At 30.1% G+C, this 13774-nt stretch carries 12 protein-coding genes; 5 read left to right on the top strand and 7 right to left on the bottom strand.

What is annotated here, in order from left to right; genetic code table 11:
- Positions 1–64 precede the first annotated feature (64 nt).
- The 3 genes from HW119_RS12810 (at position 65) to HW119_RS12800 (ending at position 2415) form a co-directional block, all read left to right on the top strand.
- Complete coding sequence (locus HW119_RS12810) at positions 65–589, top strand: hypothetical protein (RefSeq protein WP_177764990.1); 525 nt, start codon at positions 65–67, stop codon at positions 587–589.
- A 46-nt stretch (positions 590–635) separates the two neighbouring features.
- A complete protein-coding gene (locus HW119_RS12805) occupies positions 636–836 on the top strand; it encodes a hypothetical protein (RefSeq protein ID WP_177764988.1) in 201 nt (66 codons plus the stop codon).
- Between the two features lie 61 nt (positions 837–897).
- Positions 898–2415, top strand: coding sequence for a hypothetical protein (locus tag HW119_RS12800; protein WP_177764986.1), 1518 nt, complete (start codon positions 898–900; stop codon positions 2413–2415).
- A 147-nt stretch (positions 2416–2562) separates the two neighbouring features.
- Here HW119_RS12800 and HW119_RS12795 read toward each other — a convergent pair whose 3' ends face one another.
- The 7 genes from HW119_RS12795 to HW119_RS12765 form a co-directional block, all read right to left on the bottom strand.
- Complete coding sequence (locus HW119_RS12795; protein WP_177764984.1) at positions 2563–3264, bottom strand: potassium channel family protein; 702 nt, start codon at positions 3262–3264, stop codon at positions 2563–2565.
- 100 nt (positions 3265–3364) lie between these two features.
- Positions 3365–3883, bottom strand: coding sequence for a hypothetical protein (locus HW119_RS12790; RefSeq protein ID WP_177764982.1), 519 nt, complete (start codon positions 3881–3883; stop codon positions 3365–3367).
- Positions 3884–3973: 90 nt separating this feature from the next.
- Positions 3974–5446 (bottom strand): IMP dehydrogenase, encoded by a 1473-nt coding sequence (guaB, locus tag HW119_RS12785; RefSeq protein WP_177764980.1) that lies wholly within the window; start codon positions 5444–5446, stop codon positions 3974–3976.
- 59 nt (positions 5447–5505) lie between these two features.
- Positions 5506–6369 carry a hydroxymethylglutaryl-CoA lyase gene (locus tag HW119_RS12780; protein WP_177764978.1) on the bottom strand — a complete coding sequence of 288 codons (864 nt, stop codon included), beginning with the start codon at positions 6367–6369 and terminating at the stop codon, positions 5506–5508.
- Positions 6370–6435: 66 nt separating this feature from the next.
- Complete coding sequence (locus HW119_RS12775; protein ID WP_177764976.1) at positions 6436–7053, bottom strand: LysE family translocator; 618 nt, start codon at positions 7051–7053, stop codon at positions 6436–6438.
- A 4-nt stretch (positions 7054–7057) separates the two neighbouring features.
- Positions 7058–8077 (bottom strand): quinone-dependent dihydroorotate dehydrogenase, encoded by a 1020-nt coding sequence (locus HW119_RS12770; RefSeq protein ID WP_177764975.1) that lies wholly within the window; start codon positions 8075–8077, stop codon positions 7058–7060.
- 93 nt (positions 8078–8170) lie between these two features.
- Positions 8171–8863, bottom strand: a complete 693-nt coding sequence (locus tag HW119_RS12765) for a DsbA family protein (protein WP_177764973.1) — start codon at positions 8861–8863, stop codon at positions 8171–8173.
- Between the two features lie 128 nt (positions 8864–8991).
- On the opposite strand from HW119_RS12765, the gene HW119_RS12760 reads away from it, so the two are divergent.
- Together HW119_RS12760 and HW119_RS12755 are read left to right on the top strand one after the other, a co-directional pair.
- Positions 8992–9372, top strand: coding sequence for a hypothetical protein (locus HW119_RS12760; protein WP_177764971.1), 381 nt, complete (start codon positions 8992–8994; stop codon positions 9370–9372).
- A gap of 70 nt (positions 9373–9442) precedes the next feature.
- Positions 9443–13774 (top strand): CusA/CzcA family heavy metal efflux RND transporter, encoded by a 4332-nt coding sequence (locus HW119_RS12755; RefSeq protein WP_177766668.1) that lies wholly within the window; start codon positions 9443–9445, stop codon positions 13772–13774.

The raw sequence follows: 13774 nt of genomic DNA, 5'->3' as shown, positions 1-13774 counted from the left end.
AATATTCACAAATTAATATTTGTTTAATGTTTGAATATTCTTAATTTCGAAAAAAATAAAAACAATGGACATTAAAGAATCAGCTATCATTCTTTTAGGATTAATTATAATTGTAGTAATTTATTATTTCTTAGACAAAGCAATTAATAAAAACAGAAAACCTAAACATTTTCAACAGCCAAATTTCTTTCAAGAAGAAAGTAAACCAAAACGTCAAGCAACTCCACAATCGTTACAAGCTTATGAACGTTTAACTATTTTAATGGAGCGCATTGATTTACCTAAGTTGTTATCGCGTGTTCAACCTATTTCGAACTTAAAACAAGATTACGCTAATTTTTTGATTCAAAACATAGAACAAGAATATGATTTTAATTTATCGCAACAATTGTATGTTTCTGAAGAAAGTTGGGCTTTAATAACAACAGCCAAAAATACAGTAATTCAAGAAATATTAAAAACTTCATTAAAGAATGATGTAGTAGATGCTGATGGTTTACGTATGAAATTATTAAGTAAATCTGAAAATAATACAGTGGTTGACCTAGCTAAAACGCGTTTAAGAAAAGAAGTTTCTGAAATGATTTAATTTTTCGGAATGATATTTGTTATTATAGAAAAAAAATGTATGAATTATGAAAAAGGTATTTTTACTATTAAGTCCGATATTATTTTTCGCTTGTGATACCAAAGGTGATTGCGGTTGTGAAGTTTATGAAATAATTGTCAATGAAGACGATGTTCAAACCTATAGACTTTTGGGTACACGTGAAGGATATTGTTCTCAGTATGATGATTTAGAAGGATATTATTTTTTTGATGTGAATTGCGATTAAATAAAAAGCTTTATTAGATAAACTAATAAAGCTTTTTTATATTTTAGAGCAAAACTTGACCATGAAAACTCTCTTAATACTTTGTTTATTCATTTTAAATGTTGGATGCAATTCACAAAATTCAAAAACTTCAGAAAATGAAATTGATATTTTCGGTTCAATTGGACCATCGGTAAAATATAAAGAAAAATATTACTGCTTTTTTCGAAACTATAACGACCTTTATAATACGCAATTTACAAGTACATTTTACATTTTAAATGAAAAAGGTGAACCAGAAAGCAAGATTGAAGTTCCAGACGAACTACAAACATTTTACTATGATTTGTATGTAAAAAACGACACTATTTTTACTACCGAATATAACAATAACCAAACCTTTTATTTAGATTTTAATAGTAAAACTTGGACAAAAACTAAAGAAGGTTCAGATTCATTTTATAAAGATAAAGCTTTTGAAGTTTATTCCTTAGACTTCGGAGAATGGGGTTCAACAATTTGGTTTAAAGATTTAAAAACAAATCTACAATATGAAATGCACGGACACGCTCCAATTATCAATAAAATAAAAAACATTTATTATGTAACTACTGAAAATGCGGTTTATCAAATTGAAAATCCAACTAAATTAAAGAAAAGTGATAAAAATTATAATCTTGAAAAAATACTTCATGATAAATTTTATTACAAAGAAGGAAGCTTTTCTACATTAGGAGCAAAAACTTTAATTGAATTTGATTATGATGAGTTTTCAGATGATAATACTCAAATTTTAACATCATTCGTTTCAAACGATAGTTTATTTCATATTTATAAAGATTCAATTTCTACAAAAGTTGGCTTTATTGAAAATCAAAATTTTATTCAAACACATGAATTTTCAAAGGATATAAAACCGTTACAATTTTATTATGATTGGCGAATGCCAATTGTTAACGAAAAACAAATAATTCAATTTATGACCAAAAATGAAGGAGAATTTGGATTTATTGAAATTAAAAATGGTAAAATTGAAATTAAAAAATTTATAAATTCAAATAAGGCACCAAAACTGTCATCTAAAGATATGATGGATTGGTTTAAAAATACTTTTAATGTTTATTATGTAGGTTTTGAATCTTTAAAACTTAAAGATATTGATGAAATTGAAAAGTATATTAAGGCAGTAGATTTAGCTCAAAATCGTAAAATTGACCATTATTTATTAGATAACTTAGATAAAAATACCATAGAAACTCCTAGAATTTATAGTAAAATTGAGTTACCAAATCATAAGCTATATACATCTTATTACTACAAAAAAAATAACAAAGAAATAATATTGATTCAGTTTGAATGGAAAATGGATAAACCAAATCAGAGTTTTGAAGATTATATAAATACAAAATTTCAGAGTAATTCAATAAATAAAAATCGTTTCAATGAACTAAATAAATATTTAGATAATTATATTGGAAAACCAATAAATCATGAAAAATCTGAATATCGTGAAACTATAACTTGGAAAAAAGATAACAAAATAATCGAATTGAGTATTACAGATTATGAAGTCAATGTAACTATTTTAAAAAACAAATAATGTATTATTAATAAATAACCAATCATTACACAAATCCTTGAGTCTTTAAAAATAATATATTTATCTATTTAATCATAACTTACGTCATAAAAACGTTGTGTAATTCTATAAAAACAAAAAAAAGCTCCAAATTGAAGCTTTTTTTTATTATTCTTTCTGTGCACCGCTGTTGTTAACCTTTTGAACTACACTTGTAATATAAACAGTAAAAATTGGAAACATCATCATTCCTAAAGCAGCTAAAACAACGGAGAGAATTTTACCTGCTATTGAAACTGCATAAATATTAGAACCAACTGTTGTGACATTCATAAAAGCCCACCAAAGTGAGTCTGAATATTCTTTAATTCCGGGATTTATACCTTGTTCGATTGAAAAAAATAATAAACTCGAAAAATAAACAGTTGCCAATAACATGGTTAAATAAGAAACAAATAAACTGGTAACTTTGCTTTTTGTGAATCGTCCAACTATAATTGCAAGTGCATATCCTCCACGAACCAAGGGAATAAATCTAACGAAATATTTCATTTCTTCGGAAAGTGTGATGTGATAATAATCAATGATGTTTAGGTAAGGAATCGAAATGATAAAAAATAAGAAATGTGTTTTTAGATATTTCCATTTTTTATTTGCTAGAAAAAATTCCAGAAAAAAATCAAACAAAAAAATAGCACAAATTAATAATTGCACTTTTAAATACGAACTTTCAGTTTGAAAAGGAATGTTGTTAAATGTATCTATTGAAATACTTATCACTAAAAAAAGTGATAATATTAAAATGATAACATGCATAAAACTGTAAATGTCGTGTATAAACTTTGCCTTTGTAGGAACAATTGACTTCATTGAAATGAGTTGTAATAATTACAAAGATAATATATAATTAGGAAATACAAATAGAGCAATTAAGACGAATAATGATTCACTTTAAATCCACTTCACCCATCTAATTAGATGGCGTTTCAGTGTCTATAAAATTTTTCTTTGCTGGTTTTATGACCAATTCAGAACTTAAATTTGGTAATTTTTTTAAAACCTCTTCTTTTGACTTACCAGAAGTATCAATAAATTTCCAATTTAAACCATTATCAATAGAAATTCCAATAAAAGTATAAATTCCCTTAACTAAACCTTTAGGTGTCTTAACAAATAAATTTTCGTCAATTGTAAATTGTAATTCATTTCCATTTTTAACTATTTCAGATGGATCTAAAAAAGAAACATCTACAATTTCAAAACCTTCTTCTTTCATCTTTCCAAACATTGAAGTTATAGTGACACGCATTTGTTCCTTCGTTAAAGGATGATAAATTTTAGGATAGGTATAATCAATAATTTTTTTATAATTAGAATTTAGAATAGCCGTTTTTAATTCTTCTAGTTGATTGTTCGCGTTTGTATTAGAAGTTTGTGCAAATGAGTTATTAGTGTTTAAGATTAAAAAAATGATAAAAAAATAATTCATGAAGATTGTTTTTGATTTTATAATGACATCCTAAGTTAGAAAAAAACCACCTACGAAGGTGGTTTCAATAATATATATTTTTATTAAAAATTATCTCGAATAATTCGGAGCCTCTTTAGTAATCGTAATATTATGAGGATGTGATTCTCCAATTCCTGAAGCAGTTAATTGAACAAAACGAGCAACTTCTTGTAAAGTAGCTACATCTTTTGCTCCACAATAACCCATTCCAGCTCTTAATCCACCGATAAATTGAGTCATCGATTCGATTAATTCTCCTTTGTAAGGAACACGACCTTCGATTCCTTCAGGAACTAATTTTTTAACATCATCTTCCACATCTTGGAAATAACGGTCTTTAGATCCGTGTTTCATAGATTCAACAGACCCCATTCCACGGTAAGTTTTAAACTTACGTCCTTCAAAGATAACTGTTTCTCCTGGAGATTCTTTTGTGCCTGCTAACATTGAACCTAACATCACACAGTCAGCTCCAGCTCCTAAAGCTTTAGGAATATCACCTGTATAACGTAAACCACCATCAGCAATTACAGGAACTCCAGTTCCTTTAAGAGCAGCAGCAACTTCCATTACAGCAGAAAACTGTGGAAAACCAACACCAGCAACTACACGAGTTGTACAAATTGAACCAGGTCCAATACCAACTTTAACCGCATCAGCTCCAGCTTCTGCTAGATATAAAGCAGCTTCAGCAGTAGCAATATTTCCTACAACTACATCAATTTGAGGAAAAGCCGTTTTTACTTCTTTCAAAGTATTTACTACTCCTTTTGTATGACCGTGAGCTGTATCGATAATTAATGCATCAACACCTGCAGCAACTAAAGCACCGGCACGTTCAACAGCATCAGCCGTAACTCCAAGAGCAGCAGCAACACGTAAACGTCCAAATTTATCTTTGTTTGCGTTTGGTTTTAATGTCAATTTTGTAATATCACGGAAAGTAATTAAACCTACTAAATTAAAATCTGCATTTACTACAGGTAATTTTTCGATTTTATTTTCTTGAAGAATTTGTTCAGCATCCTGAAGTGTAGTTCCTTCTAAAGCAGTAACTAAATTTTCTTTAGTCATTACTTCTAAAATAGAACGTGATGCAATTTTTTCGAAACGTAAATCTCTATTAGTAACAATTCCTTTTAAAATGTTGTTTTCATCAACAACAGGAATTCCACCAATACTAAATTCTTTCATTGCAGCTTTAGCATCGCCAACAGTTGCAGTCATTTGTAAAGTAACTGGGTCGATAATCATACCAGATTCAGCACGTTTTACTTTACGAACTTCTAAAGCTTGTTGTTCAATGGTCATGTTTTTATGTAAAACACCAATTCCACCTTCACGAGCCATTGCGATTGCCATTGCACTTTCTGTTACTGTATCCATAGCAGCAGAAATGATAGGCACATTTAATGTTATGTTTTTTGTAAATCTTGTTTGAATGCTTACTTCTCTTGGTAATACCTCAGAGTAATTAGGTATAAGAAGTACATCGTCGTAGGTTAGACCTTGCCCTACTATTTTAGCTGTGTGTGCTTTCATATTGCAATTGTTGTAGAATTGCACGCGAATTTACTGAAAAAACATAAAAAATCAAAATTTTAATGATAAAAATTGAATATTTTTAAAGCTTCGTTATAAGACGCCTCAAATGACATAGCCTGAATATTTGTTTCTACCTTATTTGCAGTAAAATAAGAAAGCATTTTTTCTGTTGGCATATTTCCGGTTAAATCATCTTTTGCCATCGGACAACCACCAAAACCTTTAATTGCGCCGTCAAAACGTAAACAACCTGCTTTATATGCTGCATCAACTTTTTCAAACCAAGCCGTTGGTGTTGAATGTAAATGAGCTCCAAATTCGATATTTGGATATTTTGGAATTAAATTTGAAAACAAATAATCGATATCTTCTGGAGTTGAACTTCCAACTGTATCAGATAAAGAAAGAATTGTAACGCCCATATTTGCTAACTTTTCTGTCCATTCTCCAACGATATCCACATTCCAAGGATCACCATACGGATTTCCGAATCCCATCGAAAGATAAGCAACAACTTCTTTATTAGTTTTATTTGCAATCTCTAGAATTTCATCTAAGGTAATTAATGATTCGGCAATCGTTTTATGCGTATTTCGCATCTGAAAGTTTTCAGAAATAGAAAACGGAAAACCTAGATATTGAATTTCTTTATGAACCGAAGCCATTTCAGCTCCTTTAGTATTTGCAATAATCGCAAGTAATTTCGAACGCGTTTGCGATAAATCTAGTTGAGCTAAAACTTCAACGGTATCTTGCATTTGCGGAATGGCCTTTGGAGATACAAAACTTCCAAAATCAATCGTATCAAATCCAACACGTAATAACGATTGGATGTATTGAACTTTTTTTTCTGTTGGGATAAAAGCTTTGATGCCTTGCATAGCATCGCGCGGACATTCGATAATTTTAACTGGCTTCATAGTCTTCAAAGATAATAGTTTCTGAATAACGTACAAAAAAAAGCCTTATAAATATTGAATATGAAATTAAAAAAACATAAAAATTGCTAAAGTCACAAAAACTACTATTTGCAACCATTTAAGAATTAGATTAAAAGCTTTGCTTTCTCTTAAAACTAAAGTTAATGAAGATGCAATTATAGCATACAAAACAAAAACAATTAAAGCTTGAATCATAAAAATACTTCCTAATGTATACACCTGAATTTTTAAGTTTCCAATATTCGGATTTAAAAATGTTGGAAAAAGCGCCAAGAAGAACAACATCACTTTTGGATTTGAAATATTCATAATCAAACCTTGAGTGACATTTCTTAAAGGTTTATCTACATTGGTTGATGATTCTTTTAAATGAAAACTTGCGGAAGATTTAAAAACTTGATACGCAATCCATAAAAGATATAAAGCACCAAAAATTTTTATCGCTTTAAATAACCAAGGAATAGCTGTAATCACAGACGAAATTCCGAAAGCTAATAAAGTGGTATGGAATAATAATCCAGTTGCTAATCCAAAAGCGGCCGCAATTCCGAAATTACGGCCTTTGGAAATACTTTGTGACAAAACGTACATTACATCTGGACCTGGTGCAATAGTTAATACCAAACTGGTTAAGAAAAAAGAGAGAATGGTATCTAATGTCATTTTGTTATTTTCTGTTTAAAATTGCTTGATTAATTTCTTTGATTAAACCTGGCCCTTCATATATGAAACCAGTATAAATCTGAATTAAAGCAGCTCCTGCATCTAATTTTTCTAAAGCATCTGCTGCAGAATGAATACCTCCTACTCCAATAATTGGGAAAGATTTATTGCTTTTTTCTGATAAGAAACGAATCACTTCTGTTGAACGCTCACGTAAAGGTTTTCCTGATAAACCACCAACTTCTACTTTATTTTCAGATTTTAAACCTTCGCGAGAAATCGTTGTGTTTGTTGCGATAACTCCAGCAATTTTAGTTTCGTCAATGATTTCAATAATATCTAATAATTGTTCATCTGTTAAATCTGGTGCAATTTTCAACAAAATTGGTTTTGCTTTAGGCTTTTTTAAATTTTTTGATTGAAGCGTTCCTAACAATTCCATTAACGGTTCTTTATCTTGTAACGCACGAAGATTTGGTGTATTTGGCGAACTTACATTTACTACAAAATAATCAACATAATCGTATAAAGCATCAAAACATATAGCATAATCATCAACAGCATTTTCGTTTGGAGTAACTTTATTTTTTCCAATATTTCCACCAATTAAAACGCCTTTATTTTGTTTTAAACGTTGAACCGCTAATTCAATTCCTCCGTTATTAAAACCCATTCTGTTAATGATTCCAGAATCTTCTTTTAAACGGAATAAACGTTTTTTTGGATTTCCTTCTTGCGGTTTTGGAGTAATCGTTCCAATTTCGATAAAACCAAATCCAAAAGCATCTAACTCATTATAAACCTTAGCGTCTTTATCTAAACCAGCGGCAAGTCCAACCGGATTTTTAAATTTTAATCCAAAAACCTCGCGTTCTAATCTTTTATCATTTACTTGATAAATCGATTTAATAATTGAACGAACTCCTGGAATTTTCTGAGTATTTTTAATTAATGAAAAGGTGAAATGATGCACTTCTTCTGGGTCAAATTTAAAAAAAATAGGACGAAGTAAAGATTTATACATAGTTTTAGATGTGTTGTTGATTTTTTTACAAAAGTAGTATTTCTTCTGTCAAATTAAAATAAAAAAATGTGCTTAAAAAACACATTTTAAATTTTAATCACATCCGTCAATCGAACAAGAATTTGCATCATTAGTTGTATTCAAATTTTGGATTTCAGAAAACGCTTGTTGCATCGCATCTGTAAACACTTCAGCTGGTTGAGCACCTGAAACGGCATATTTATTATTTAAAACAAAAAACGGAACTCCACTTACTCCAATTGAACGCGCTTCTAAAATATCTTGTTGAACTTCATAAGCAATAGTTTCGTCATTTAAAGCTTTATGTATGGAATCAGCATCAATTTCAACTTGTTTACCTAAATCTAACAAAACATTAGTACCTGCAACATTTAAACCTTTTTCGAAATGAGCTTTAAAAAGTAATTCTTCCATTTCGTTTTGCTTTCCAAATTGCTTTGCAAGATGCAATATTTTATGTGCTTTTAATGTATTTGCAGCAATCGGATTTGCCACTGAAAAATCAATTCCAGCTGCTTTTCCCATTTCATTTAATCTTTCTTGCATTTGATTATATTGAGATTCTGAAAAACCTTTCTTTTCCATCAAATATTGTTTAGATGTAAATTCTCCGGAAGTTTCAGATAATGTTGGGTCTAATTGAAAGCTTTTCCATTCAATTTCAATTTCATCTTTGAAAGCTAAATTAGCTAATGATTTTTCAAAATTTTTCTTTCCTATGTAACAAAACGGACACATTACATCCGACCAAATTTGAACTTTCATATTTATAAATTTTCTCAAATATAAGATTTCAAAAATAGATTTTTTTTAATTTTTTGCTAAAATATAAACATACAAATAATAACGTATTTTTAATATAGAATATAAAAAATTGCATTAATTTTGTTGCTATGAAACAATGGATAATCATATGGGTTGCTATTTTGCAATTAGCTTCTACAACGCAATTTTCGCAGTTGTACAAGCTACCTGTTTTTATTAGCCATTATTTAGAACACAGTAATAACACATTTAATTTTGATGAATTAAAAATTTTTATTGTACATCATTACGGTGGACATGAAATGGATGAAGATTGGGAAACAGACCAAAAATTACCTTTTATGAATGCAGACCGTGTGCATTTGGATCCATGTTATATTTCAGATTTTAATTTTAATTTATCACCTGAAATTTTCGAAAAAATCAGTCTTCCACAAACTATCTGGAAGAATCAAATCATAACTTTTCCTTATTTAAATTCTATTTGGGAACCACCTAAATTCGCATAATCTTTTTTTGTAAATAAGAGCACTACTTCTATTGAAGTAAGTGCAAATATTCATTTTAAAATAGATTATGATGTTGAATAAAATCATTGATTTTTCAATCAAAAATAAATTCATCATAGGATTATTTACCTTAGCACTTGTAATTTTTGGTGTTTTTGAGGTGAAGAAATTACCTATTGATGCACAACCTGATATTACTTCAAATCAGGTTCAAATTATTACCGTAGCGCCTTCTTATGGTGCCGAAGATATAGAGAGATTGGTAACTTTTCCAATCGAACAAGCAACTGCAAACATTGCTGGAATTACGGAACTTAGAAGTTTTTCTCGTTTTGGATTATCTCTAGTTACTATAGTCTTTAATGATGAAACCGATGTTTATTGGGCACGGCAACAAGTTAGTGAACGATTAAATCAAGTTAAAAGTCTAATTCCATCAGAGATTGGTGAACCACAGCTTGGACCAATTTCAACTGGTTTGGGAGAGATTTATCAATACGTCGTTCGACCTGAAAAAGGTTATGAAAATAAATACGATGCTACCGAATTGAGAACTATTCAAGACTGGGTAGTTCGTCAACAATTATTAAGTGTTCCGGGAGTTGCTGATGTAAGTAGTTTTGGTGGAAAACTTAAACAATATGAAATTGCAATAAATCCACAACGTTTACAAGTTTACAACTTAACCATTAACGATTTGTTCGACGCACTTGAACAAAACAACCAAAACACGGGTGGAGCTTATATAGAAAATGGTCCTACTTCAATGTTTATTCGTTCTGAAGGATTAATTGGTTCTATAGAAGACATTCAGAATATTATTGTTAAACAATTAAACTCAGGTATTCCATTACTTTTAAAAGATGTGGCCGATGTTCGTATTGGGCATGCAACACGTTACGGAGCAATGACTTTCAATGACAGTGGTGAAGTTTCTGGAGCTATTGTAATGATGTTGAAAGGTGAAAATAGTAACGAAGTTGTAGTTCGAGTAAAAGAACGAATCGAAGAAATTAAAAAAACTTTGCCAGAAGGAGTTGTCATTGAACCGTTCTTAGACCGCAAAAAAATGGTTGATAACACCATTCAAACAGTAGAGATTAATTTGTTAGAAGGTGCCTTAATTGTAGTATTTGTTTTGGTTCTGTTTTTAGGAAATATTAGAGCAGGTTTTATTGTAGCTTCAGTAATTCCACTTTCGTTATTGTTCGCCATTATAATGATGAATATGTTTGGAATTGGTGGTAATTTAATGAGCCTCGGTGCGTTAGATTTTGGTTTAATTGTCGATGGTGCTGTAATTATTGTTGAAGCTGCAATGCATCAATTATATCATAGTAAAAAATTTGGTAGTAAACTTAGACTATCAACAGATGAGATGAATCAAACAGTAGGAAGTTCTGCCAAAAAAATGGTCAATTCTGCTGTGTTTGGTCAAATCATTATCTTAATTGTTTATTTACCTATTTTTTCATTAGATGGAATTGAAGGAAAAATGTTTAAACCAATGGCACAAACTGTTGCTTTTGCTTTAATCGGGGCATTTATTTTATCGTTGACTTATGTACCGATGATGACTTCATTCATCTTAAGCAAGAAGAAAAAAACTAAACCAAATGTATCTGATATAGTTTTAGAAAAAGTTGAGTTAAAACATCAAAACTTATTAATCAAAGCCATCAAATCAAGAAAAATAATTTTAGCAACTGTAGCTGTAATGTTTGCATTAGCAATCTTTTTGATGACACGCTTAGGTGGTGAGTTTATACCGTCATTAGAAGAAGGAGATTTTGCAGTTGAAGCGCGTGTTTTACCCGGAAGTAACATTTCGACAACTATCGAATATACATCTAAAGCGGCAAAAATCTTAAAAGAACGTTTTCCTGAGGTTGAAAAAATAGTTACAAAAATAGGAAGTGGAGAAATTCCAACCGAACCCATGCCGATGGATGCAGGTGATATGATTATTGTTTTGAAACCAAAAAAAGAAAGGACTTCAGCCAAAACTTTTCCTGAATTGTCTAAATTGATGAGTGAAGCTGTTGCCGAAGTTCCCGGATTAACTACAAGCTTTCAATATCCTGTTCAAATGCGTTTCAACGAACTAATGACAGGAGCACGTCAAGATGTGGTTGTGAAAATATTCGGCGAAAATTTGGATAGTTTAGCATTTTATGCACAAAAAATGGGAAATGTAATTCAGAAAGTTGATGGCGCTCAAGATTTATATATTGAACCAATAAACGGAATTCCGCAAGTAGTTATCACATTTAACCGTTCATTATTAGCACAATATGGTTTGAATATAGGCGAAGCTAATAAAATAATTAATATGTCTTTTGCAGGTCAGTCGACCGGAAATGTTTTTGAAGGTGAACGCAGATTTAATTTAACAGTTCGATTGGATGAAAAAAGTCGTTCGAATATCGAAGACATAAAAAATATCCTAATTCCTACTCCATCTGGAATTCAAATTCCTTTAAATCAAATTGCAGATGTATCTTTTAAGAATACACCAAATCAAATCCAAAGAGAGAATGCAAAACGTAGAATCATTATTGGATTTAATGTCAAAAATAAAGATGTACAAACTGTAGTCGAAGAACTTCAAAATAAAGTTGAAGCAGAGATACAATTACCCACAGGATATAATACGACTTATGGTGGTGCTTTTGAAAATTTAAATCAAGCTAAAGCACGATTAGGAATAGCAGTTCCGGCAGCATTAGTTATGATTTTTATTATGCTTTACTTCGCTTTTAAATCAGTAAAATACAGTTTATTGATTTATACTGCCATTCCACTTTCTGCAATTGGTGGGGTTTATTTTTTAGTATTAAGAGATATGCCTTTTAGTATAAGTGCTGGAGTTGGATTTATTGCACTTTTTGGAGTTGCGGTTTTAAACGGAATTGTGTTGGTTTCTGAATACAATAGATTGAAAGAATCGGGAATTACAAATACCACACGAATTGTTTTAATGGGAACTCGCACGCGTTTGCGACCGGTTTTAATGACGGCTTTCGTAGCTTCATTAGGATTTTTACCTATGGCGTGGAGCAATGGTTCGGGTGCAGAAGTTCAGCGTCCGCTTGCAACAGTTGTTATTGGTGGTTTATTAATTGCAACTTTCTTAACCTTATTTGTACTACCTATTTTGTACATTTTAATAGAAAAAATAGATATGAAAACATTTAAAAATAAAAAAATAAAAAAGAAAAATTTAAGCTTACTTCTTGTATTAATCTTTTTTTGTTCGGGATTTAATGCTGTAGCTCAAACCTCTTTTAATTATGATGAACTAATTTCTATTGGATTAAAAAATAATTTAACCGTTAAAAAATCAAAATTAGAAACTGAATATCAACAAAAGAATGTAAAATCGCAATTGAGTATTCAACCTACTGATATTTCGGTTGAATTTGGTAATATCAATGCAAATGTGTTTGACCAAAAAATTGCGATAGAACAACGTTTTCAATTTCCTTCGTTTTATTCAAAACAAAAACAATTGAATAAACAGCAAATTGAAACTGCCTTTTTACAAGAAAAAGTGTCAGAAAAGATACTCGAAAAACAAATAGGAAATTTATATGCCGAATGGCAGTTTCTGAATTTAAAACAGCAAATCAATATAGAAAATGTTCGTGTTTATAGTGCGTTTTTAAAGAAAGCTACTTTACGATTTGAAAAAGGTGCTAGTAATCGGACTGAAGTAGCAACTGCAAAAATAAGATTTCAGAAAATTGAAAATGAAGGTAAAACAATTCTGACTCAAATTGAAAATGTAAAAATCGAACTTCAGAATTTACTTCAATTAACTTCTGATTTCACTTTAAATATTGAAGAAAATCAATTTGAAATTCCGATTAAATCAAAACAAAAAAATCATCCTATAATTTCTCATCAAGAAGCCGTTTTAAAAGAAACACAATTAAAATTAGAAGTAGAGAAAACAAAACGTTTACCCGATTTTTCTATAGGATATTACAATCAAAGTTTTAAAGAAATCAATTCAAATCGATTTCAATCAGTAATGATTGGGATTGCTTTACCCATTTTTAGAGGAAGTACTAATGCAAATGTAAAATCGGCTGAAACTGCAATCAAAATTCAAGAAAACGAAATACAAATGCAACGAAATAATCTGAATCAAGAAATTACACAATTAGAAAATGAGCTTTTAACTTATGAAAGTATTATTGCATCTTTTAAATCAACACAATGGCCTGAAGCGCTTTCGTTACAAAAAAATATCGAACAGCAATTATTGTCTGGGGAAATCAATTTTTTAGATTGGGTTATTTTAAACGACCAAATTATTGAATTACAAAATCAGTTCGCAGAACAATTATTTACTCGAAACATCAAGGCCAATTCACTTAATTTTTTAGCTAATTAA

It is taken from the genome of Flavobacterium sp. I3-2 (assembly GCF_013389595.1).
Taxonomy (GTDB): domain Bacteria; phylum Bacteroidota; class Bacteroidia; order Flavobacteriales; family Flavobacteriaceae; genus Flavobacterium.
The sequence above is the reverse complement of the archived record's forward strand: the minus strand, read 5'-3'. Positions and strand labels throughout refer to the sequence as shown.

Excerpts from the sequence above, each read along its gene's own strand:
- HW119_RS12810 (WP_177764990.1), top strand. The coding sequence starts at position 65 with ATGGACATTAAAGAATCAGCTATCATTCTTTTAGGATTAATTATAATT.
- HW119_RS12805 (WP_177764988.1), top strand. The coding sequence starts at position 636 with ATGAAAAAGGTATTTTTACTATTAAGTCCGATATTATTTTTCGCTTGT.
- HW119_RS12800 (WP_177764986.1), top strand. The coding sequence starts at position 898 with ATGAAAACTCTCTTAATACTTTGTTTATTCATTTTAAATGTTGGATGC.
- HW119_RS12795 (WP_177764984.1), bottom strand. The coding sequence starts at position 3,264 with ATGAAGTCAATTGTTCCTACAAAGGCAAAGTTTATACACGACATTTAC.
- HW119_RS12790 (WP_177764982.1), bottom strand. The coding sequence starts at position 3,883 with ATGAATTATTTTTTTATCATTTTTTTAATCTTAAACACTAATAACTCA.
- guaB (WP_177764980.1), bottom strand. The coding sequence starts at position 5,446 with ATGAAAGCACACACAGCTAAAATAGTAGGGCAAGGTCTAACCTACGAC.
- HW119_RS12780 (WP_177764978.1), bottom strand. The coding sequence starts at position 6,369 with ATGAAGCCAGTTAAAATTATCGAATGTCCGCGCGATGCTATGCAAGGC.
- HW119_RS12775 (WP_177764976.1), bottom strand. The coding sequence starts at position 7,053 with ATGACATTAGATACCATTCTCTCTTTTTTCTTAACCAGTTTGGTATTA.
- HW119_RS12770 (WP_177764975.1), bottom strand. The coding sequence starts at position 8,077 with ATGTATAAATCTTTACTTCGTCCTATTTTTTTTAAATTTGACCCAGAA.
- HW119_RS12765 (WP_177764973.1), bottom strand. The coding sequence starts at position 8,863 with ATGAAAGTTCAAATTTGGTCGGATGTAATGTGTCCGTTTTGTTACATA.
- HW119_RS12760 (WP_177764971.1), top strand. The coding sequence starts at position 8,992 with ATGAAACAATGGATAATCATATGGGTTGCTATTTTGCAATTAGCTTCT.
- HW119_RS12755 (WP_177766668.1), top strand. The coding sequence starts at position 9,443 with ATGTTGAATAAAATCATTGATTTTTCAATCAAAAATAAATTCATCATA.